A 19,939-nucleotide genomic window follows, 5' to 3' on the forward strand; every position below is an offset into this window, starting at 1 on the left:
TTTGGCACGCTGTTGAGTTCTCAAGGAACGGACGCTTCCTTCGTACTCACCCGAGAGACTCTCTCAGGCTTTCCTCCGGGCGCTTCCCTTCGGTGATCCAAACTCTATCAGTGTTTTTCCGTCTCTCTGACCACCGTTCCGCGGACATACGGAAGGGCCCCGAGATTGGGATCTGAACAAGTTGGATGCTGCTGAGCGGGGACGCACGGATGCGCCCTGCCTCAAGCAGGGGTACGACTGTACACGCGGCCCCGAAGAGGATGCAAATCCATTGGACTGGTGGTCTAGACCACTAGCTGGTAGCTTTCATGGGGAACGCGCACTTCATCTGGCATACGCTGCTGCTCAGCGTGCTGTCCGGGACAACCGCCGACGGCCTCGTACTGCAGCTCCACCCTTGGGAGGCTTCCCATGACCACCGTGACGTCCCCTCTCGCAGGACGCGCCATCGGACTGGCATCCGTACCGGATCCGGTCTTCTCCGGGGCCATGGTCGGCCCGGGCACCGCGATCGATCCCGTGCGTGAGCCTCACGAGGCGGTCTCGCCGGTGGACGGCGTGATCGTCTCCCTGCACCCGCACGCTTTCGTCGTCGTCGACGAGCAAGGACGCGGAGTGCTCACCCACCTCGGTATCGACACCGTGCAGCTCAACGGCGAGGGCTTCGAGCTGCTGGTCAACAAGGGCGACACCGTGACCCGTGGTCAGGGCATCGTGCGCTGGGACCCGGCCGCCGTCGAGGCCGCCGGCAAGTCCCCGGTGTGCCCGATCGTGGCGCTGGAGGCCACGGCCGACTCCCTCTCCGATCTCCGCGACGGCGGCGATGTGAAGGCCGGCGACAGTCTCTTCCTCTGGAAGTGACGTCAGTGCCGTCGTACGACGGCAGGTAGGACAACCACCGCCGCGGCGGGACCCCGCCGCACTATCGGAGACGGGTGAGATGGAGACAACGCTGCGAGGCGTCGGTGTGAGCCACGGTGTGGCGATCGGCGAGGTCCGGCATATGGGGACGGCGGTGCTGGAGCCGCCGGCGAAGCAGATTCCGGTGGAGGAGGCGGAGCGCGAGCAGGGGCGCGCACGCCAGGCCGTGGAAGCTGTTGCGGCCGATCTGACCGCCCGCGGCAATCTGGCGGGTGGCGAGGCGCAGGCCGTGCTGGAGGCTCAGGCCCTGATGGCCCAGGACCCCGAGCTGATGGCGGACGTGGATCGTCGGATAGCCGTCGGCAGTACTGCGGAGCGCGCGGTGTACGACGCCTTCGCCGCGTATCGGGAGCTGCTGGCCGGGGCCGGGGAGTACCTCGCCGGGCGCGTGGCGGACCTGGACGACGTGCGGAACCGTATCGTCGCCCGGCTCCTCGGGGTCCCGATGCCCGGTGTCCCGGACAGCGACGAGCCGTACGTCCTCGTCGCCCGTGACCTTGCGCCGGCCGACACGGCCCTGCTGGACCCGGGCCTGGTCCTCGGCTTCGTCACCGAGGAAGGCGGGCCGACCAGTCACAGTGCGATCCTGGCCCGCGCACTGGGTGTCCCCGCCGTCGTGGCGTTGCCGGGTGCGGGTGAGCTCGCCGAGGGCACGATGATCGCCGTCGACGGCAGCACCGGCGAGATCTTCGTGAACCCGAGTGACGAGAAGAAGGCACGGCTCGAGGCGGCGGCCGCCGAGCGCAAGGCCGCCCTGGCCGGCTCCAGCGGGCCTGGGGCCACCGCCGACGGGCACAAGGTGCCCCTGCTGGCGAACATCGGCGGTCCCTCGGACGTGGCGGCCGCCGTCGACGCCGGGGCCGAGGGTGTCGGTCTGTTCCGCACGGAGTTCCTGTTCCTGGACGACAACAAGAAGGCTCCGTCGGAGGAGAAGCAGGTCGAGGCCTACCGGCAGGTGCTGGAGGCCTTCCCCGAGGGCCGTGTGGTCGTGCGCGTGCTCGACGCCGGTGCGGACAAGCCGCTGGACTTCCTGACCCCGGCCGACGAGCCGAACCCGGCTCTGGGCGTGCGGGGTCTGCGGACGCTGCTGGACCACCCGGATGTGCTGCACACACAGCTGACCGCGCTGGCGAAGGCCGCCGAGGGGCTGCCCGTCTATCTCGAGGTCATGGCGCCGATGGTCGCCGACCGCACGGACGCGAGGGCGTTCGCGGACGCGTGCCGTGAGGCGGGGTTGCAGGCGAAGTTCGGCGCGATGGTGGAGATACCGTCGGCCGCGCTGCGGGCGCGCTCGATTCTGCAGGAGGTCGAGTTCCTGTCGCTCGGGACCAACGACCTCGCGCAGTACACGTTCGCCGCGGACCGCCAGGTGGGCGCGGTCTCGCGTCTGCAGGATCCGTGGCAGCCCGCGCTGCTCGATCTGGTCGCGCTGTCCGCCGAGGCGGCCAAGGCCGAGGGCAAGAGCTGTGGCGTGTGCGGCGAGGCCGCCTCGGACCCGCTGCTGGCGTGTGTGCTGACCGGTCTGGGTGTCACCTCCCTGTCGATGGGTGCGGCGTCGCTTCCTTATGTGCGGGCCACGCTGGCGAAGTACACGCTGGCCCAGTGCGAGCGTGCCGCGGCGGCCGCGCGTGCCGCCGACACGGCCGACGATGCGCGCAAGGCGGCTCAGGCGGTGCTGTCCGGGGAGTAGCCGGGGCGGGTTGTCGCGCCGATCTTCGTGCGGCCAGGGCGCTCCCCCTCTGGGGGGGCGCCCTGCGCTCGTTCAGGCACACGGCTGTGCTCCGAGGGTCGGTCGTGCCGTGTGCCGAGGTGCGATCGAGGACGCTCGCCCGCGTCGCCGATGCGGTGTCCGGCCAGGACACCTCATCACCGCACGGCACCGTGCGGGTGAGCGTGCCTGACGGCTTCGATATGTCATCGCCTCGCCCGTACTCGCCGTCACCACCCTGGTCTCCGGGTAGAACACAGCACAGCGACAGCAGTCGGCCCTGCACCCGTCCGGCTTCGATCTCGCCCTGGCCGTCGCGCGTTCAATGGTTGTGGCCTGTCAGGGGTCCGTCGTCCCCGAGGTCGGGTGGGGCGCTGTAGTCGACGCCGGATTCCGGCGAGATGAGGTCGCCGGACTCGACATCGGTGCAGTAGGCGTCGAAGACCTCCCCGGCGGTGAGCGGTTCCAGCCGCTCCCCGCGCAGGCGCCAGCCGTAGACGCGGTCCGCCGTGTCGGGTGCGGTGGTGCGCATGACCAGTCCGCCCGCTGCGTGGGTGGCGATGCCGAGGGCGAGGACGGTGGTGAATTCGAGAGCCTCCGTCTCGTCGATGCGGCTCGTGCCGTCGGGGTCCTCGTCTGCGTGGAGCACCGCGGCAAGGGTTTCGGGCGGCGCCGAGACAGTGCAGACGAGATGCCGGTGGCCCGGGCTCGCGGTGTCGAGGATGCGGGTGAGGAGCCGAGAGGCCTGGGCGAAGGCGGCACGTCCGATGTCCTCCCCGCAGGAGCCGCAGGTTCCGAGGCGGGCGAGCACGGTGGTCGCGTACTGCCAGGTGGCCTGGCGAACGGCTTCGTCGACCAGATCCGGAACGAGTTCGTCCAGGGGCTGGCCCTCGTACGGGATCGCCGGTCCGGTGGCGGCCAGCTCCGCCGTGAAGCGGGTGCGACTGGCCGGGGCGTCGGGTTCCAGGCCGCTGTAGGCGCAGAAGTCCGCGTACTCCTCCGGGTCGAAGAGGGCGACCGTGGTGTGGGTGCCCTGGGCGGCCAGGTTCCGCAGCAGGGCCTCCACCTGTCGGAGGTAGGTCGTGTGGTCGTCGAAGGTGAAGGTGCGGTAGCGCCGCATCACCGTGAAATCGTGCTCGTCGGTCAACAGGCCGATGGTGCCGGCCATCTCGCGGCGCAGAACGCGACGCATGGTCCGGTGCTCGGTGTGTGCCATGGCTCCCCCTACGTACAGTCGATGCATTCGTCACACACGGTAACGGGGAGCACTGACAACGCCCGCCGGTCGCGGTGACCGGCGGGCAGCCGACGGCCGGCCGGGCCTACGGGCGGGGAATGCGGCGCTGGGGATGCGGCGCGGTGCGTCAGGCGCGTTTGCGGGCCAGGTCCTCGTAGAAGTGGAGCAGGTCGAGGTTGTCGATGGAGCCGGGGTTCACGGCCTTCTCCAGCGGGGTGCCCTGCATGAGGCGTTTGACCGGGACCTCGATCCGCTTGCCCGTGAGGGTGTGCGGGACACCCGGGACCTCGATGATCTCGTCGGGGACGTGGCGCGGTGAGAGCTGCTCCCGGATGGTCTGCTTGATGCGGTTCAGGAGGATGTCGTCCAGGACGACTCCGGGGGCCAGCTGCACGAAGAGGGGCATCCAGTAGCCCCCGTCGGGCTGCTCGACGCCGATGACGAGGGACTCCTTGATTTCCGGGAGGCGCTCGACGGCCTCGTAGATGTCGGCCGAGCCCATGCGCACACCCTGGCGGTTCAGGGTGGAGTCCGAGCGGCCGTGGATGATCACGGAACCGCGGGAGGTGAGGGTGATCCAGTCGCCGTGGCGCCACACTCCTGGATACATGTCGAAGTAGCTGTCGTGGTACCGGCTGCCGTCGGGGTCGTTCCAGAAGCGGATCGGCATGGAGGGCATGGGGTTGGTGACGACCAGCTCGCCGACCTCGTCGACGACCGGGTTGCCGCTGGGATCCCAGGCCTGCAGGTCGGTGCCGAGGCCGGGGGCCTGGAGTTCGCCGAGGTAGACCGGGAGGGTCGGAACGGCTCCGGCGAAGCAGGAGCACACGTCGGTGCCGCCGCTGACGGAGGCGATCCACAGGTCGTCGCGGACCTCGTCGTGCAGCCAGCTGAAGCCGTCCGGAGGCAGCGGGGAGCCCGTGGTGGCCACGCACTGCACCCGGGAGAGGTCGTAGTCCCGCGCCGGATGCACACCCGCCTTACGGCAGGCCATGACGTAGGCGGCGGAGGTGCCGAAGAGGGTCGCCCCGGTGCGCTCGGCGACGCGCCACTGGGCGCCGGTGTCGGGGTGGCCGGGGCTGCCGTCGTAGAGGACGATCGTGGTTCCCGTCAGGAGACCCGAGACGAGGAAGTTCCACATCATCCAGCCGGTGGATGTGTACCAGAAGAGGCGGTCTTCGGGGCCCAGGTCGCAGTGCAGGCCCAGCTGCTTGAGGTGCTCCACCAGGATGCCGCCCTGCGACTGGACGATGGCCTTGGGCAGGCCGGTCGTGCCCGAGGAGTACAGGACCCACAGCGGGTGGTCGAAGGGCACCTGTTCGAAGACGGGCTCGGTGTCCGCCGAGGTCAGGGCCGACCACTCCAGGGCGCCGTCCGGGGCCTCGGAGCCGAGCAGCGGGATGTGGACGACGGCCCGCAGGGTCGGCAGTTCGCGACGCAGCTCGGCGACGGTCTCGCGGCGGTCGTGCTCCTTGCCGCCGTAGCGGTAGCCGTCGACCGTGAACAGGACGACGGGTTCGACCTGCTGGAAGCGGTCCAGCACGCTGCGGGCGCCGAAGTCGGGGGCGCAGGAGGTCCACACGCCGCCGACGGCGGCCGTGGCCAGGAGGGCGACGACGGCCTGAGGGATGTTGGGGAGGTAGCCGCTGAGGCGGTCTCCCGGGCGGACGCCGAGGGCGCGCAGTTCGGCGGCGAGCGAGCCGACCTGGCGGCGCAGTTCGGCCCAGGTGACCGGGCGGGGTTCGTGGGCCTCGTCGACCGCGACGACGGCCGGTTCGTCGGCGCGGGCGTCCGCGGCGCGCAGGGCGTGTTCGGCGTAGTTGAGTGTCGCGCCGGGGAACCACTGTGCGCCCGGCATGGAGCGGTTGCCGAGCACGCGCGCGTAGGGAGTGGCGAACCGTACGTCGAACCACTCGGCGACGGCCTTCCAGAAGGTGTCCAGCTCGTCCACCGACCAGCGGTGCAGGGCCGCGTAGCCGCCCTCGGAGGGGGCTCCGTGGTGTTCGGCCGCCCAGGCCTGGAAGCGGGTGATCTGTGCCCGGGCGATGCGGTCGGCGTCGGGCCGCCAGAGCGGCGTGAGGTTCGCTGTGGTCATGGGGCGGCTCCCGGACAGTACGCGTCGTATGCGTGAGTCGCGCACGTGCTGGGGTGTGCGCGTTACGCGGCTGACACGGACGATGCCATGTGATCGACTTCTGCACCAGGGTGCGCCACACATAGTTGGCATCGTGAAGCTGTGCTCCCATCACGGGTGAACGACAGTTGAACGGCGCCCCTGTACGGGGATGTCGATGACAGGGTGAGCAGCATGGACGGTCGTGACCTGGTGCGTTCGGTGAAGGCGGTCGGTTCGGGGGGCGCGGTGCAGGGTCTGCGCACCGTGCGTGCCGCGTGGCGCAGGAGGCGTACCGACGCCACCGGGTTGCCGCGACGTGGAGCGGAGCGGGCGCGGGTGCCCGGGCCCGTCCAGAGCGCGGAGCCAGGCCCCGGCGGCGGTGTCGTGCGGTTCGCCCGCACCGAACTGCGGATCACCGTCGCGGTGAACGGGGCCGTCTTCTGGGGCTGGGACGGGGCGGAGCCGGAGCCGTCGTACGCGCTCGCGGGACCCTGCCCGGAGCCGGATCCACGGACCGTGCTGGAGCCGGACAAGGACGGCGGCTGGCGGGTCGTGGCGGAGCGTGTGACGGTCGTGGTGTCGCGGCACGGCGCGATCGAGGTGCGCACGCCGGGCGGGGTGACGCTGCGCCGGGATCTGCCGCCCCGCTGGTGGGAGCCGTCGGACGGGGGTGCCCCGCGGTGGATGCAGCGGTCCGAGGTGGCCGCGGACGCCCGGTTCTTCGGGCTGGGCGGCCGGGCCGCGGGGCCGCGCCTGCGTGAGGGGACGTACCGGCTGTGGAACACGGACCCAGGTCGGCCCTTCGGCCCCGGCGACGACCCTTTGTACATCACCATGCCGGTGCAGATGGTGGTCGCCGACGCCGCCACTCATCTGGCGTTCCTCGACACGTCGTGGGACGGCACGGTGACCCTCCGCGAGGGCCAGGAGGGCGCGGGCTCCGGGCACGACCGGCCGGGCACCAGTGAGGTGCGGATGGACGGCGGGCCGCTGCGCTGCTGGGTGATGGTGGGCACCCCCGCGCGCGTGCTGCTGGTCTGGGCGTCGCTGACCGGGGCGCCGGCAGTACCGCCCGCGTGGGCCCTGGGGCACCATCACGCACGGTGGGGCTTCGGCAGCGAGCAGGAGGTGCGGCGGATTGTCGCGGGCTATCAGGAGCGCGAGCTTCCGCTCGATGCGGTCCATCTGGACATCGACCACTACGACGGCCACCGGGTGTTCACGGTCGACCGGGAACGCTTCCCGAAGCTGCCGCTGCTCGCCGAGGAGTTGCGCCGGCACGGCATCCGCCTGGTCTCGATCGTCGACCCGGCGGTCAAGGCCGAGCCGGGCAGCCCGGTGTTCGACGGCGGGAACGCCGAGGACGTGTTCGTGCGGGACGCCTCGGGGCGGGTCGTCGAAGGGGTCGTGTGGCCCGGGGAGTCGGTCTATCCCGACTTCACGGACGCCCGGGTACGGCAGTGGTGGGGCCGGTTCCTGGAGGAGCGACGCGCTCAGGGCTTCAAGGGTCTGTGGCTCGATATGAACGAGCCGGTGTCGTTCACGGCCTTCGGGGAGAACACCCTGCCCCGCTCGGCCCGGCACGCGCTGGAGGGCCGTGGCGGTGACCACAGGGAGGCGCACAACGTGTATGCGCTGTGCATGGCCAGGGCCGGACACGACGGCCTGCGGAACCTGGCCCCCGAGGAGCGGCCTTTCCTGTTCTCGCGCTCGGGATGGGTGGGGATGCAGCGGTACGGGGGGACCTGGTCCGGGGACGTGGCGACGGACTGGCCGGGGCTGCGCGCCTCGCTGTCGCTGGTGCTGGGGCTGGGGCTGTGCGGGGTGCCGTACTCGGGGCCGGACGTGGGCGGCTTCGACGGGAGTCCCTCGCCCGAGCTGTATCTGCGCTGGTTCCAGCTGGCCTCGTACCTGCCGCTGTTCCGTACGCACGCGAGCATTCGGGCCGGGCGCCGTGAGCCCTGGGAGTTCGGCGACGACGTCCTCGAGCACGCGCGCGTGGCGCTCGGTGAACGGCGTCGTCTGCTGCCGTACTTCGTCACGCTGGCCCATCTGGCCCGCCGCACGGGGGCGCCCTATGTCCGGCCCCTGTGGTGGGGTGCGCCCGAGGACCGGGCGCTGCGCGACTGCGAGGACGCCTTCCTGCTCGGCGACGGTCTTCTGGTGGCGCCGGTGCTGGAGCCCGGCGCGGACCGGCGGACGGTGCTGCTGCCGCGGGGGCGCTGGTACGACACGGCGACGGAGGAGGCGTACCAGGGGCCGGGCCAGGTGGTGGTCGATGTGTCCTTGGAGCGGATTCCGGTGTTCGCACGCGCCGGTGCCGTGCTGCCCATGCGGGGTGAGGACGGCGGTCTGGAGCTCGAGGTCTGGGCGCCGGCACGCGGGAGGTCCGGGGGCGGGCTGGTGGTGCCGGACGGGGGCGACGGCTGGGACGAGCCGGAGGTCGAGCGCTATGTGACGCGCTGGAAGGGCCGTCGGGTCGTGGTGAAACAGGACGGTGCCAAGGGGCGGACCGAGCCCGTGTATCCGGTACGTGTACGGGGCCTCGGCCGCGGGTGACGCGGGCGGGGCCGGCGGGCGCGCGGCGCGGCCGTTCGTTCCGCGAGGATGACGGGGGCGGCCCCCGGTCGGTCCCGGGTGGGAACGGGAGGCGGGACGCGCGGGGTGCCGTCCCGCCCGTGGTTCAGACGTAGCGGCCCTCGAACCATGCCCGCACGGCGAGTGTGTGCAGCGGAAAGGCGAGTTCGATCGGCCGGCGCAGGAGGTGCCAGCCCTCCGTCTCGTTCGTGCCCCCGGACGGGGGCAGGTCCACTGCCGGGCGCTCGGGCAGGAGTCCGAAGAGCAGCAGATGGCCGTCGGGCGAACTCATAGCGTCGACGAGCCGCACATCGCGGCCGGCCGCCTCGATGCCGGTCTCCTCTTTCAACTCGCGGACGACGGCGTGCCGCCAGTCCTCGCGGTGGTCGATGAACCCTCCGGGCAAGGCGATACCGCCGCGTGCGGGAGGGATGGTTCGGGTGATGACGACGAGGGCGGTGCCTTTGGTGTCGTACGCGGGCTGGAGGGCCACCGCGACGGGCAGCGGGTTGCGGTAGACCGTCGTGCCGCAGGCGGCACAGGTGCGGGGCCAGCCGGAGATGCCCTCTCCGTAGGACGTTCCGCAGCTCGAGCAGTGGGAGCCCGGCACGGCGTCGGCGGATGGGAACGGGGATTCGGACACGGGCGGACTGTATCCGATCACGCTGAGGGCGTCTCCCGGTGCGGTAGGCGCGGGAGACGCGGGACGGCCGGAACCACCCCCGTGGGTCCCGGCCGTCCCCGCCGTTACAAGGACGCCGGCCGGACCCCGGCGGTTCACAGCGACGCCTGCCGATCTCCGGAAGCCCGTGGCACACTTCTGACGTACCGTCAGATTCCTTGCCTGGAGGTGCCATGACGCGTGTTCCCACCCCCGTGGTGTCCGGATGGTTCGCCGGCGACGGGGACGACTTCCACCTCGTCGGCACACGGTGTTCGGCGTGCGGGTCGGTGTTCTTTCCGCGCGAGGACGCCTTCTGCCGGAATCCCGGGTGCGAGGGCGTCGATCTCACCGAAACGCCGCTGTCCAGAACGGGGCGAATCTGGTCGTACACCGACACCCGCTACCCGCCGCCGTCACCCTATGTGACGAACCCGGAACTTCCGTGGGAGCCCCACGCGTTGGTCGCGGTGGAACTGGAAGCAGAGCGGATCGTGGTGCTCGGGCAGGCCGTTCCGGGGGTGACCGTCGCCGATCTGGCCGTGGGCCTGGAGGTGCGGGTCGTGCCCGGTGTGCTGCACGGGGACGCGCGGACGACCTGGACGACCTGGCACTGGCGGCCGACGGGGGTGGCGGGATGACGGACGATGTGGCGGTACTCGGAGCGGGTCTGCACCCCTGGGGCAAATGGGGGCGCGGCTTCGTCGCGTACGGGACGGTGGCGGCGCGTGCGGCACTCTCCGACGCGGGAGTCGGCTGGCGGGAGGTCGGCTCGATCGTGGGTGCCGCCACGGTGCGGGGCGGCTATCCGGGCCATGTGGCGGGGGCGACGTTCGCCAAGGCGCTGGGCTGGCAGGGAGCCCGGGCCGCGAGCGTGTACGCGGCATGCGCATCAGGAGCTCAGGCGATCAATACGGCGCGGGCCCAGATCCTTGCGGGTATCGCGGACGTGGTGCTGGTGGTGGGGGCGGACTCGGCGCCCAAGGGCTTCTTCCGCCCGGCGGACGGCGACCGGCCCGAGGATCCCGACTGGCTGCGGTTCCGCGTTCTCGGAGCGACGAACCCGACGTACTTCGGGCTGTACGCGCGTCGGCGGATGGCCGTCCACGGAGACACGGCCGACGACTTCGCCCGGGTCAAGGTGAAGAACGCGGCCGTGGGCGCGCTGAACCCGAACGCCCGGTACCGCAAGCGGCTCACCGTCGAGGAGGTCGCGGCCTCCGCCGTCGTCGCCGATCCCCTGCGACTGCTCGACATCTGCGCGACCTCGGACGGCGGCGCGGCGCTGGTGCTCTCGAGCATGGAGTTCGCGCGGCGGCGCGGCGCGGCGGGGCCGGTGCGCATCCGATCGGTGTCCACGGTGACACCGCGGTTCCCCAACACCGTACTGGACCTGCCGGACATCGCGACGGACTCGGCGGTGGCGGTGGATCCGTCCGGCGAGACGTTTCGCGCCTCGATCGCGCGGACCGCGTACGAGGAGGCGGGCATCGGGCCCGATGATCTCTCGCTCGCCGAGGTCTACGACCTGTCCACCGCACTGGAGTTGCAGTGGTACGAGGATCTGGGGCTGTGCGCCGAGGGCGAGGCGGCGAAGCTACTGCGTGAAGGCTCCACGACGCTCGGCGGGCGTATACCCGTCAATGTCAGCGGTGGACTGGCCTCCTTCGGAGAGGCGGTTCCGGCGCAGGCGATCGCCCAGGTGTGCGAGCTGACCTGGCAGTTGCGCGGAGATGCGGGCGACCGCCAGGTGGCGGGGGCCCGGGTGGGGATCACCGCGAATCAGGGGCTGTTCGGGCATGGCTCGGCGGTGATCGCCGTGCGATGATCATTGCGGTGGTGCACGGGGACGACCCAAGGCCGTTCGGGGTCGTTGGGGGCCGTTCACACTCTCCGTGACGGCCTGGGAATGCTGTGTGAACACGTCATGAATTGGGCCTCTGGGGTGCGCCAACGGCGCCATCATGCTCCCGTGCCCTCCTGGACGGATACTCTCCACTTCGCGTTCCAGCCGGTGGTCAATCTGACGACCGGAGGGGTCACCGCGCTGGAGATCCTCGCACGCCCGGAGACCGGCGACGTCTTGGCCCAGGCCCGCCGGGACCCCGAACTCGACGGAAACCTGGCCGCATTGGCGGTTCGGGCCGCGACGCGGATGCAGACGCTGCTGCCCCTGCACGTCAATGTGTTCGCCGGGACCCTCGCCGATCTCGGCGGCCTCGCCGCGCTGCGGGACGCCGTACGCGAGGCGGGGCGGCTGCCCTGGGAGGTGACGGTCGACGTGGGACCGCCGTACACCCACGTGCCGCACAGGGCGCTGCTGGAGGCCCTCGCCGTACTGCGCGGGGAAGGCTTCCGGATCTGCGCGGACGGAATCGGCGACGGCGACCTGCCGCTGCGACTGCTCGCGGAGATGGCACCGGACGTGTTGAAACTCGACGCGTCCCTGGTGACGCGGCCGGCCGTGGTGCGGGCCATGCGCACACTGTGCGAGGAGCTGGGCGCGCTGCTGTCGGTGGAGGGGGTGGAGACCGAGCGGCAGTACGCGGCCGTGACGGCGGCGGGGGCCCAGTCGGCGCAGGGCGACCTCTTTGCGCCCCCGTCCCGGCTCCCCGTCGCGGACGTATACCTTCCGGCGCGGCCCGCCGCGGTGGCGCCCACGCAGCGCACCGGGCCGCAGGTGCGGCAGTTCCTGCGGCCGGCCGCGCTGCTGCCCGCAACGGCCTCGGCCGGCCAGGTGCGGGGGCTGCTGACCGGCTCCCCGGACGTGTCCGGAGTGCTGCTGGTGGATCCGGCCGGGGTGCCGGTGCGCTCGGTGCACCGCTCGCGCTTCCTGCTGTCGTTGTCGGGACGCTACGGGCATGCGCTGTACGCCGACCGGCCTGCGGCGAAGCTCGGCGATCCGCCGCGTACCGTCGGGGTCGACGCCACGGCGTGGGAGGTGCTCGACGTGGTCGCGGACGGGGCACGGGACCGTACCTCGGACGACGTGGCCGTGGTCGACCGCCACGGGCGGTGCGTGGGGGTCGTCCGGCTCGCGGATCTCGTCCGGGCGCTGGCCGAGCACCGGGTCGAGGAGGCGGCGGGGCTCAATCCGCTGACCCGGCTGCCCGGTTCGGACGCGATAACCGGCGAGGTCGACCGGCGCATCGCCGACGGGCGGATGTTCGCGCTGAGCTGGCTCGACGTCGACCACTTCAAGCAGGTCAACGACGGGGCGGGCTTCGCCGCCGGGGACGAGCTGATCCGTGCGGTGGGACACGCGTTGCAGGGCGCCGCGTCCGGGAGTACCCGTGTGGGACACATCGGCGGAGACGACTTCCTGGTACTCGCGGATCCGGAGCGTCTCGACCCGCTGGCCGCGTCGGTGCTGGACGCGCCGTGGTCGGCCGGCGGGCGCGCCGTCACCCTCTCACTGGCCACGGTTCTGTGCCCGCCGGGCAGCGTGACCGACCACCGCCAGGCGGCCGCTTGCCTGGCACCGCTCAAGCAGGCCGCCAAGGCACTGAGGGGCGCGAGTTGGGTGCTGGGGCGGGCCGGTCTGCCGGGTCACGAGGTTCGCCGGGGCACGGCGGTGGCCGCGGCCCACGCGGGCGAACCGGTGTGGGGCTGACGACCACGGGGGCCCGCCGGCCCCTTGCCGCTCGCGAAGGTCGCTCCCAACCGTTGCCGTCACCGACCTTGACGCTCTGTGGGTGCCGGTGAAAACTTCCGGATGTCAGTCGGCATCGCCGCATTCCGGTGTATTCACCTAGTGCGCCCCTGAGGCCCGCCTGGGCACGGGCCGTTGCCCAAGGGCGATTCCGCTGCACAGGCACGCTCGTCGCGGACGCCGGGCGGGGCGCGGGACCCTCCCTGCTTCGGCTGAAGTCGCAAGGGTCACACACCCTGCACGGAGGACGGACACGGGGCCGGACCGCCCCGGGCGAGGGCCTAGGAGCCGCCATGACCCACGGAAGCATCGTCGTCGGCGAGTTGATCGGAACGGCCATCCTCATCCTGTTCGGCGCCGGTGTCTGCGCCGCCGTCACCTTGAACCACTCCAAGGCCAAGGGCGCGGGCTGGGTCGTCATCGCCTTCGGCTGGGGCTTCGGTGTCCTGGCCGGTGCCTACACCGCCGCCCCGAAGTCCGGCGGACACCTCAACCCGGCGGTGACCCTCGGTCTCGCCATCGCCGGCATCACCAAGTGGGGCGACGTCCCGTACTACCTGCTGGGTGAGATGTCGGGCGCGATCCTCGGCGCCGTGCTGACCTGGCTGCTCTACTTCGCCCAGTTCCAGGCCAATGCCGAGGAGAACAACGCACTGCCCACGCTCGGGATCTTCTCCACGGCTCCCGAGATCCGCAATCCGACCGCCAACCTGGTCACCGAGATCATCGCGACCGTGGGTCTGGTGCTGCCCATCCTGTTCTTCGGCAAGAACCTCGGCACCGGTATCGGCCCGATCCCCGGCACGACGGCGTACGGCTCGGGGATCGGCATCCTGCTCGTCTCACTGCTCGTCGTCGGCATCGGCCTCTCCCTCGGCGGGCCGACCGGCTATGCGATCAACCCCGCCCGCGACCTCGGTCCGCGCCTCACCCACGCCCTGCTGCCGATCCCGAACAAGGGTTCCTCGGACTGGGGCTACGCCTGGATACCCGTGGTGGGTCCGCTGATCGGCGGTGCGCTCGCGGCCCTCGTGTACAACGCAGCCTTCTGACCCTTTGACGAAGGGGACGTCATGACGGACAAGGCCCACAAGTACGTCGCCGCCATCGACCAGGGCACCACGTCCAGCCGCTGCATCATCTTCGACCAGGGCGGCGCGATCGTCGCCGTCGACCAGCGCGAACACCGCCAGATCTTCCCCAAGCCAGGCTGGGTGGAGCACGACGCCACGGAGATCTGGTCCAAGGTGCAGGCAGTGGTCGCGGGCGCGATCGCCAAAGCCGGGCTGCGCGCCGGCCAACTCAGCGCGCTCGGCATCACCAACCAGCGCGAGACGACGGTGCTGTGGGACCGCGCCACGGGCAAGCCCGTGCACAACGCGATCGTCTGGCAGGACACCAGGACGGCCGCACTGTGCAACGAACTCGGAGGTGCGGACGGGCAGGATCGTTTCCGCGAGCAGACCGGCCTGCCCCTCGCGAGCTACTTCTCCGGCCCCAAGGCCGCCTGGCTCCTCGACAACGTGCCCGGTCTCAGGGCGCGGGCCGAGCGCGGCGAGATCGCCTTCGGCACCATCGACTCCTGGCTGATCTGGAACCTGACCGGGGGCACGGACGGCGGCCTGCACGTCACCGACGTCACCAACGCGGGGCGCACCATGCTGATGAACCTGGAGACGCTCCAGTGGGACTCCTCGCTGCTGTCAGCCATGAACATCCCCGAGGCCGTGCTGCCGGAGATCAGGTCGTCCTCCGAGGTGTACGGGACCGCCGTCGGCCAGCTGTCGGGCGTGCCCGTCGCCTCGGCGCTGGGCGATCAGCAGGCGGCCGTGTTCGGGCAGGCCTGCTACGACGTGGGCACGGCGAAGAACACCTACGGCACGGGCAGCTTCCTGCTGCTCAACACCGGTACCCGGCCGGTCCCGTCGAAGAGCGGCCTGCTCACGACCATGGGCTACAAGATCGGCGACGAGGCGCCGGTCTACTGTCTGGAGGGCTCGATCGCGATCACGGGCGCACTGGTGCAGTGGTTCCGCGACCAGCTCGGCATCATCCGCAGCGCGGACGAGATCGAGACGCTCGCCGCGAGCGTCGAGGACAACGGCGGGGCGTACGTCGTTCCGGCCTTCTCCGGCCTGTTCGCGCCGTACTGGCGCTCCGACGCGCGCGGCGTGATCACCGGTCTGACCCGCTACGTCACCAAGGCCCACCTGGCGCGTGCGGTGCTGGAGGCGACGAGCTGGCAGACACGCGAGGTCGTCGACGCCATGTACCAGGACTCGGGGGTGCAGATCACCACTCTCAAGGTCGACGGAGGCATGACGAAGAACAATCTGCTGATGCAGCACCAGGCAGACGTGCTCGGGGTGCCCGTGATCCGTCCCGAGGTCTCCGAGACGACCTGCCTGGGCGCCGCCTATGCGGCCGGTCTCGCCACCGGGGTGTGGAACGACCTCGACGAACTGAAGTCGCACTGGCGGCGGGACGCCGAGTGGACACCCGTCATGGAGGCGCCGGTGCGTGATCGCGAGTACCACCACTGGCGCAAGGCCGTGGAGAAGAGCTTCGGCTGGCACGACGAGGACGGGGTGCACTGACAGCACCTCCACGCGTGCGTGCGTCTCGCATGCGCGCCACGCGTGCGTGCCCGGCGGCGGCCCGTACCCCGGTCGGCGGGGTACGGGCCGCGTGCGCGGCGGATCAGGTGGGGACGCTCGCACGGTCGTCGGCCGTGTACGCCATGGAGTGCCGGACCACCTCGATGAGGACCTCCTTCACCGACTGGCGCTCGCGGGCGTCACACAGGACGACCGGCACGCCGTCGTCGAGATCGAGGGCCCGCCGTACGACCTCGGCGGGGTAACGGGCGGCTTCGTCGAAGCAGTTCACGCCGACGACGAAGGGTATGGTGCGGCGCTCGAAGTAGTCGACGGCGGCGAAGCAGTCCTCCAGGCGCCGGGTGTCGGCGAGGACGACCGCTCCCAGGGCGCCGGCGGCCAGTTCGTCCCACAGGAACCAGAAGCGGTCCTGGCCCGGCGTGCCGAACAGGTACAGCGTCAGGTCATCGCGGAGGGTGATACGGCCGAAGTCCATCGCGACGGTGGTGGTGTGCTTGCGCTCGACGCCGCTGGTGTCGTCGACGGGACGACCGGCCTCGGTGAGCACCTCCTCGGTGCGCAGTGGCCTGATTTCGCTGACCGCGCCGACGAGCGTCGTCTTGCCCACGCCGAATCCGCCGGCCACGAGGATCTTGAGCGTGACGGGCTCGACCGGAGGCTTGCCGCGCTCACTGCGCCCGAAGATCATCGTTCTCTTCTCCTGCTCGATGGGGATCGGTGGGCGGCGGTCCGTAGCCTCCGCCGCCGGGTGTCTCGACGACCAGTACGTCGCCGGGGCCGACGTCCGCGGCGTCACTGCCCTCGAGGTGCAGCACGGTGCCGTCCGCGCGCTCCACACGGTTGACGCCGAGCGCGCCCGGTCCGCCACCCGCCATGCCGTAGGGCGGGACCCTGCGGTGCTGGGAGAGGGTGGAGACGGTCATGGGCTCCCGGAAACGGATACGGCGGACCGCTCCGTCGCCCCCGCGCCAGCGGCCGGCGCCGCCACTGCCGTACCGTACCGCGAACTCGTCGAGCAGGACGGGCAGTCGCCACTCCAGCACCTCGGGATCGGTCAGGCGCGAGTTGGTCATGTGGGTCTGCACGACGGGGGCACCCGGGAAGCCGTCGCCCGCGCCGGAGCCGGAGGCCACGGTCTCGTAGTACTGGTACCGGTCGTTGCCGAAGGTGACGTTGTTCATGGTGCCGGAGCCCTCTGCCTGCACTCCCAGTGCCGCGTAGAGCGCGCCGGTGAGGGACTGGGAGGTCTCGACGTTGCCGGCGACGACGGCGGCCGGGGGCCCGGGCGCGAGCATCGAGCCGGACGGGACGACGATGTCCAGGGGACGCAGACAGCCGTCGTTCAGCGGGATGTCGTCGGCCACGAGGGTGCGGAAGACGTACAGGACCGCCGCGTTGACGACGGAGAAGGGGGCGTTGAAGTTGGTGGTCAGCTGCGGGGACGTGCCGGTGAAGTCGATCGTCGCGGAGCGGCTGTCGCGGTGCACGCGCACCCGGACGCGGATGACCGCGCCGGAGTCCGTCTCGTAGGCGTACTCGCCGTCGTCCAGCGCGTCGATGACACGGCGGACGGCCTCCTCGGCATTGTCCTGGACGTGCTTCATATACGCCTGGACGACATCGAGGCCGAAGTCCTCGATCATGCGCCCGACTTCGTCGACGCCCTTCCGGTTGGCGGCGATCTGGGCGCGGAGGTCGGCGAGGTTGGTCTTCGGGTTGCGTGACGGGTGCGGCGCCTCGGTCAGCAGCCGGAACGTCTCCTCCTCACGGAAACGGCCGTTCTCGGCGAGCAGCCAGTTGTCGAAGAGGACGCCCTCCTGCTCGATGGTGCGGCTGTGCGCGGGCATGGAGCCGGGGGCGATGCCGCCGATCTCGGCGTGGTGGCCGCGGGAGGCGACGTGGAACAGGATGCGCTCGCCCTCCGTGTCGAAGACCGGGGTGATGACGGTGACGTCGGGCAGATGGGTGCCGCCGTGGTACGGGTCGTTGACGGCGTAGGTGTCTCCGGGGCGCATACGGCCCGCGCGCCGTCGGATGACCTCTTTGACGCTGGTGCCCATGGAGCCCAGGTGGACGGGGATGTGGGGGGCGTTGGCGACCAGGTTGCCCTCGGTGTCGAAGAGGGCGCAGGAGAAGTCCAGGCGTTCCTTGATGTTGACGGACTGGGCCGTGGACTCCAGGCGGGCGCCCATCTGTTCGGCGATGGACATGAAGAGGTTGTTGAACACCTCGAGCAGGACGGGATCGACTTCTGTGTCGAGATCGGAACTCTCCGTAATCGCCGTGCGTTCCATGACCAGATGCCCGTCGTCGGTCGCCGCGGCCCGCCAGCCGTCGTCGACGACGGTCGTCGCACTGGTCTCCGTGATGACGGCGGGGCCGGTCACGGTGTCGCCGGGAGGCAGGTGCTCCCGGCGCTGGAGAGGTACGTCGCGCCAGGCGCCGCCCGTGTGGAGGCGGACGGTCTCGGGCGCGGCGGAGCGGCCTTCGTATGGGGCGAGGGCGGACAGATCGGGGGGTTGGGTGATGCCGGTGGCTTCCACGGAGAGGGCTTCGACGACGATCGGACGGTCGAGCGTGAAGGAGTACGTGGCGCGATGACGCTCTTCGAAGGCGCGCCTCATCGTGTCGGGCTCGGTCAGCTCGACGGTGAGGGTGGTGTCCGTGCCGTCGTAGCGCAGCTGGGCCCGGCGGGCGACCCGGATGCGGCCTTCGGGCACGTCCTCGGCGAGGAGCTCGGCGCGGGCGGCGGCCGCCAGGTCCTCGGCAGTCTCGCGGACACGGGGCATGGCGGCGGGTTCCAGGGGTGCCTCGACGGACTGTTCGCGCATGGCCGTGGTGTCGGCGAGGCCGATACCGAGCGCGGAGAGCACGCCGGCCATGGGCGGCACGAGGACGGTGCGGATGCCCAGGGAGTCGGCGACCATGCACGCGTGCTGCCCGCCCGCTCCGCCGAAGGTGGTGAGCGCGTAGCGGGTGACGTCGTGGCCCTTCTGGACCGAGATCCGCTTGACGGCGTTGGCGATGTTGGCGACCGCGATCCGCAGATAGCCCTCGGCGACCTGTTCGGGGGTGCGTTCGTCGCCGGTCCGCTCGCCGATCTCGTGTGCGAGGGCGGCGAAGCGGTCACGGACCAGGGTGTCGTCCAAGGGCTCGCCGCCGTCCGGGCCGAACACCTTGGGGAAGTGGGCGGGCTGGATGCGGCCGAGCATGACGTTGGCGTCCGTGACCGTGAGCGGGCCGCCGCCCCGGTAGCAGGCCGGCCCCGGGGTCGCGCCCGCCGAGTCCGGCCCCACACGGTAGCGGGAGCCGTCGAAGTGGAGGATCGAGCCGCCGCCGGCCGCGACCGTGTCGATGTCGAGCATCGGTGCGCGCAGCCGGACGCCCGCGATCCGTGTGGTGAAGACCCGCTCGTACTCCCCGGCGAAGTGGGAGACGTCGGTGGACGTGCCGCCCATGTCGAAACCGATGACGCGGTCGAAGCCGGCGAGCTGCGACATCCGGGCCATGCCGACGATGCCGCCCGCGGGTCCGGAGAGGATGGCGTCCTTGCCGCGGAACTGTCCGGCCTCGGCGAGTCCTCCGTTGGACTGCATGAACATCAGCCGTACGCCCTCGAGTTCGTCGGCAACATGTCGGATGTATCGGCGGAGAACGGGCGAGAGGTAGGCGTCGACGACGGCCGTGTCGCCACGCGGGACCAGTTTCATCAAGGGGCTGACCTCGCTGGAGAGCGAGATCTGCGGAAAGCCCGTCCGGGCGGCCAGCTCGCCGATGGCCTGCTCGTGGGCGGGGTGAAGATGGCTGTGCATGCAGACCACGGCGACCGCGCGGATCCCGTCGTCGTGCGCTTCGCGGAGCGGTCCGGCGAGAGCCCCGAGATCGGGAGCGCGCAGGACGGTGCCGTCGGCGGCGATGCGTTCGTCGACCTCGACGACCCGCTCGTACAGCGGCTCCGGGAGCTCGATCGCGCGGGAGAAGATGCTCGGGCGGTTCTGGTAGGCGATGCGCAGGGCGTCGCGGAAGCCTCGGGTGATGACGAGGAGGGTGCGTTCGCCCTTGCGTTCCAGGAGGGCGTTCGTGGCGACGGTCGTGCCCATCCGGACGCCGTCGATCGGCTCGTCGGGGTCCAGGAGTTCGCGCACGCCCGCGACGGCCGCGTCCGTGTAGCGGTGAGGGTTGTCCGACAACAGCTTGTGGGTGAGCAGGCGGCCGTCCGGGCGGCGCGCGACGATGTCGGTGAAGGTGCCGCCGCGGTCGACCCAGAACTGCCAGCCCGTGGTCACGTCCCTCTCTCCGATCGCGCTGCTCGGAACCGTGTCCGCGGGCGGGTGATCGGCTCGTCGCGGACGGTGGTCGACGATCGGTCAGATCATAACGGGCGGCCCCGGCCGGCGCCGGTCCACGCGCGCGGGCCCGCACCGGCACCCGTCCGCGTTCCGGGGTCCT

At 71.1% G+C, this 19,939-nt stretch carries 13 protein-coding genes; 8 read left to right on the forward strand and 5 right to left on the reverse strand.

Going from position 1 to position 19,939, the window contains the following annotated elements; genetic code table 11:
- Positions 1 to 411 precede the first annotated feature (411 nt).
- Complete coding sequence (locus tag ABZ876_RS17780) at positions 412 to 861, forward strand: PTS glucose transporter subunit IIA (protein ID WP_361781358.1); 450 nt, start codon at positions 412 to 414, stop codon at positions 859 to 861.
- A gap of 79 nt (positions 862 to 940) precedes the next feature.
- Positions 941 to 2,611: a phosphoenolpyruvate--protein phosphotransferase gene (gene ptsP, locus ABZ876_RS17785; RefSeq protein ID WP_361781361.1), complete on the forward strand. Its 1,671-nt coding sequence runs from the start codon at positions 941 to 943 to the stop codon at positions 2,609 to 2,611.
- 340 nt (positions 2,612 to 2,951) lie between these two features.
- Here ptsP and ABZ876_RS17790 read toward each other — a convergent pair whose 3' ends face one another.
- Positions 2,952 to 3,845: a hypothetical protein gene (locus ABZ876_RS17790; RefSeq protein ID WP_361781363.1), complete on the reverse strand. Its 894-nt coding sequence runs from the start codon at positions 3,843 to 3,845 to the stop codon at positions 2,952 to 2,954.
- Between the two features lie 148 nt (positions 3,846 to 3,993).
- Entirely contained in the window at positions 3,994 to 5,961 is a 1,968-nt protein-coding gene (locus ABZ876_RS17795) for an acetoacetate--CoA ligase (RefSeq protein WP_361781365.1), read from the reverse strand.
- A gap of 213 nt (positions 5,962 to 6,174) precedes the next feature.
- Between ABZ876_RS17795 and ABZ876_RS17800 the strand changes: the two genes are divergently transcribed.
- The gene (locus ABZ876_RS17800) at positions 6,175 to 8,541 is read left to right on the forward strand and encodes a glycoside hydrolase family 31 protein (RefSeq protein WP_361781367.1); all 2,367 of its coding nucleotides are present in this window, start codon (positions 6,175 to 6,177) and stop codon (positions 8,539 to 8,541) included.
- A gap of 124 nt (positions 8,542 to 8,665) precedes the next feature.
- On the opposite strand, the gene ABZ876_RS17805 is transcribed toward ABZ876_RS17800, so the two are convergent.
- Entirely contained in the window at positions 8,666 to 9,202 is a 537-nt protein-coding gene (locus ABZ876_RS17805) for an NUDIX domain-containing protein (protein WP_361781370.1), read from the reverse strand.
- Positions 9,203 to 9,435: 233 nt separating this feature from the next.
- Here ABZ876_RS17805 and ABZ876_RS17810 point away from each other — a divergent pair, with 233 nt between their 5' ends.
- The 5 genes from ABZ876_RS17810 to glpK all read left to right on the forward strand — a co-directional run bounded on the left by ABZ876_RS17810 (position 9,436) and on the right by glpK (position 15,469).
- Positions 9,436 to 9,861 (forward strand): zinc ribbon domain-containing protein, encoded by a 426-nt coding sequence (locus ABZ876_RS17810; RefSeq protein ID WP_361782063.1) that lies wholly within the window; start codon positions 9,436 to 9,438, stop codon positions 9,859 to 9,861.
- Entirely contained in the window at positions 9,858 to 11,048 is a 1,191-nt protein-coding gene (locus ABZ876_RS17815; protein WP_361781373.1) for a lipid-transfer protein, read from the forward strand. Before ABZ876_RS17810 ends, ABZ876_RS17815 begins: the two co-directional genes overlap by 4 nt.
- A gap of 144 nt (positions 11,049 to 11,192) precedes the next feature.
- Positions 11,193 to 12,833: a GGDEF domain-containing protein gene (locus ABZ876_RS17820; protein WP_361781376.1), complete on the forward strand. Its 1,641-nt coding sequence runs from the start codon at positions 11,193 to 11,195 to the stop codon at positions 12,831 to 12,833.
- A 332-nt stretch (positions 12,834 to 13,165) separates the two neighbouring features.
- A complete protein-coding gene (locus tag ABZ876_RS17825; protein ID WP_361781379.1) occupies positions 13,166 to 13,924 on the forward strand; it encodes an MIP/aquaporin family protein in 759 nt (252 codons plus the stop codon).
- A gap of 21 nt (positions 13,925 to 13,945) precedes the next feature.
- Positions 13,946 to 15,469: a glycerol kinase GlpK gene (glpK, locus tag ABZ876_RS17830; protein WP_361781382.1), complete on the forward strand. Its 1,524-nt coding sequence runs from the start codon at positions 13,946 to 13,948 to the stop codon at positions 15,467 to 15,469.
- Positions 15,470 to 15,572: 103 nt separating this feature from the next.
- Here the strand turns inward: glpK and ABZ876_RS17835 are convergent, their stop codons facing one another.
- Positions 15,573 to 16,178 carry an ATP/GTP-binding protein gene (locus tag ABZ876_RS17835; protein WP_361781385.1) on the reverse strand — a complete coding sequence of 202 codons (606 nt, stop codon included), beginning with the start codon at positions 16,176 to 16,178 and terminating at the stop codon, positions 15,573 to 15,575.
- Positions 16,159 to 19,776: a hydantoinase B/oxoprolinase family protein gene (locus tag ABZ876_RS17840; protein ID WP_361781388.1), complete on the reverse strand. Its 3,618-nt coding sequence runs from the start codon at positions 19,774 to 19,776 to the stop codon at positions 16,159 to 16,161. The genes ABZ876_RS17835 and ABZ876_RS17840 overlap by 20 nt, the downstream gene beginning before the upstream one ends.
- Positions 19,777 to 19,939: the final 163 nt, after the last annotated feature.

The sequence above is a fragment of the Streptomyces sp. NPDC046931 genome (assembly GCF_040644655.1).
In the GTDB taxonomy this organism is placed as follows: domain Bacteria; phylum Actinomycetota; class Actinomycetes; order Streptomycetales; family Streptomycetaceae; genus Streptomyces.

What these genes read in the sequence shown, in the direction of transcription:
- ABZ876_RS17815 (WP_361781373.1), top strand. Translation starts at nt 9,858, where the DNA reads ATGACGGACGATGTGGCGGTACTCGGAGCGGGTCTGCACCCCTGGGGC.
- ABZ876_RS17800 (WP_361781367.1), top strand. Translation starts at nt 6,175, where the DNA reads ATGGACGGTCGTGACCTGGTGCGTTCGGTGAAGGCGGTCGGTTCGGGG.
- ABZ876_RS17835 (WP_361781385.1), bottom strand. Translation starts at nt 16,178, where the DNA reads ATGATCTTCGGGCGCAGTGAGCGCGGCAAGCCTCCGGTCGAGCCCGTC.
- ABZ876_RS17790 (WP_361781363.1), bottom strand. Translation starts at nt 3,845, where the DNA reads ATGGCACACACCGAGCACCGGACCATGCGTCGCGTTCTGCGCCGCGAG.
- ABZ876_RS17780 (WP_361781358.1), top strand. Translation starts at nt 412, where the DNA reads ATGACCACCGTGACGTCCCCTCTCGCAGGACGCGCCATCGGACTGGCA.
- ABZ876_RS17825 (WP_361781379.1), top strand. Translation starts at nt 13,166, where the DNA reads ATGACCCACGGAAGCATCGTCGTCGGCGAGTTGATCGGAACGGCCATC.
- ABZ876_RS17795 (WP_361781365.1), bottom strand. Translation starts at nt 5,961, where the DNA reads ATGACCACAGCGAACCTCACGCCGCTCTGGCGGCCCGACGCCGACCGC.
- ptsP (WP_361781361.1), top strand. Translation starts at nt 941, where the DNA reads ATGGAGACAACGCTGCGAGGCGTCGGTGTGAGCCACGGTGTGGCGATC.
- glpK (WP_361781382.1), top strand. Translation starts at nt 13,946, where the DNA reads ATGACGGACAAGGCCCACAAGTACGTCGCCGCCATCGACCAGGGCACC.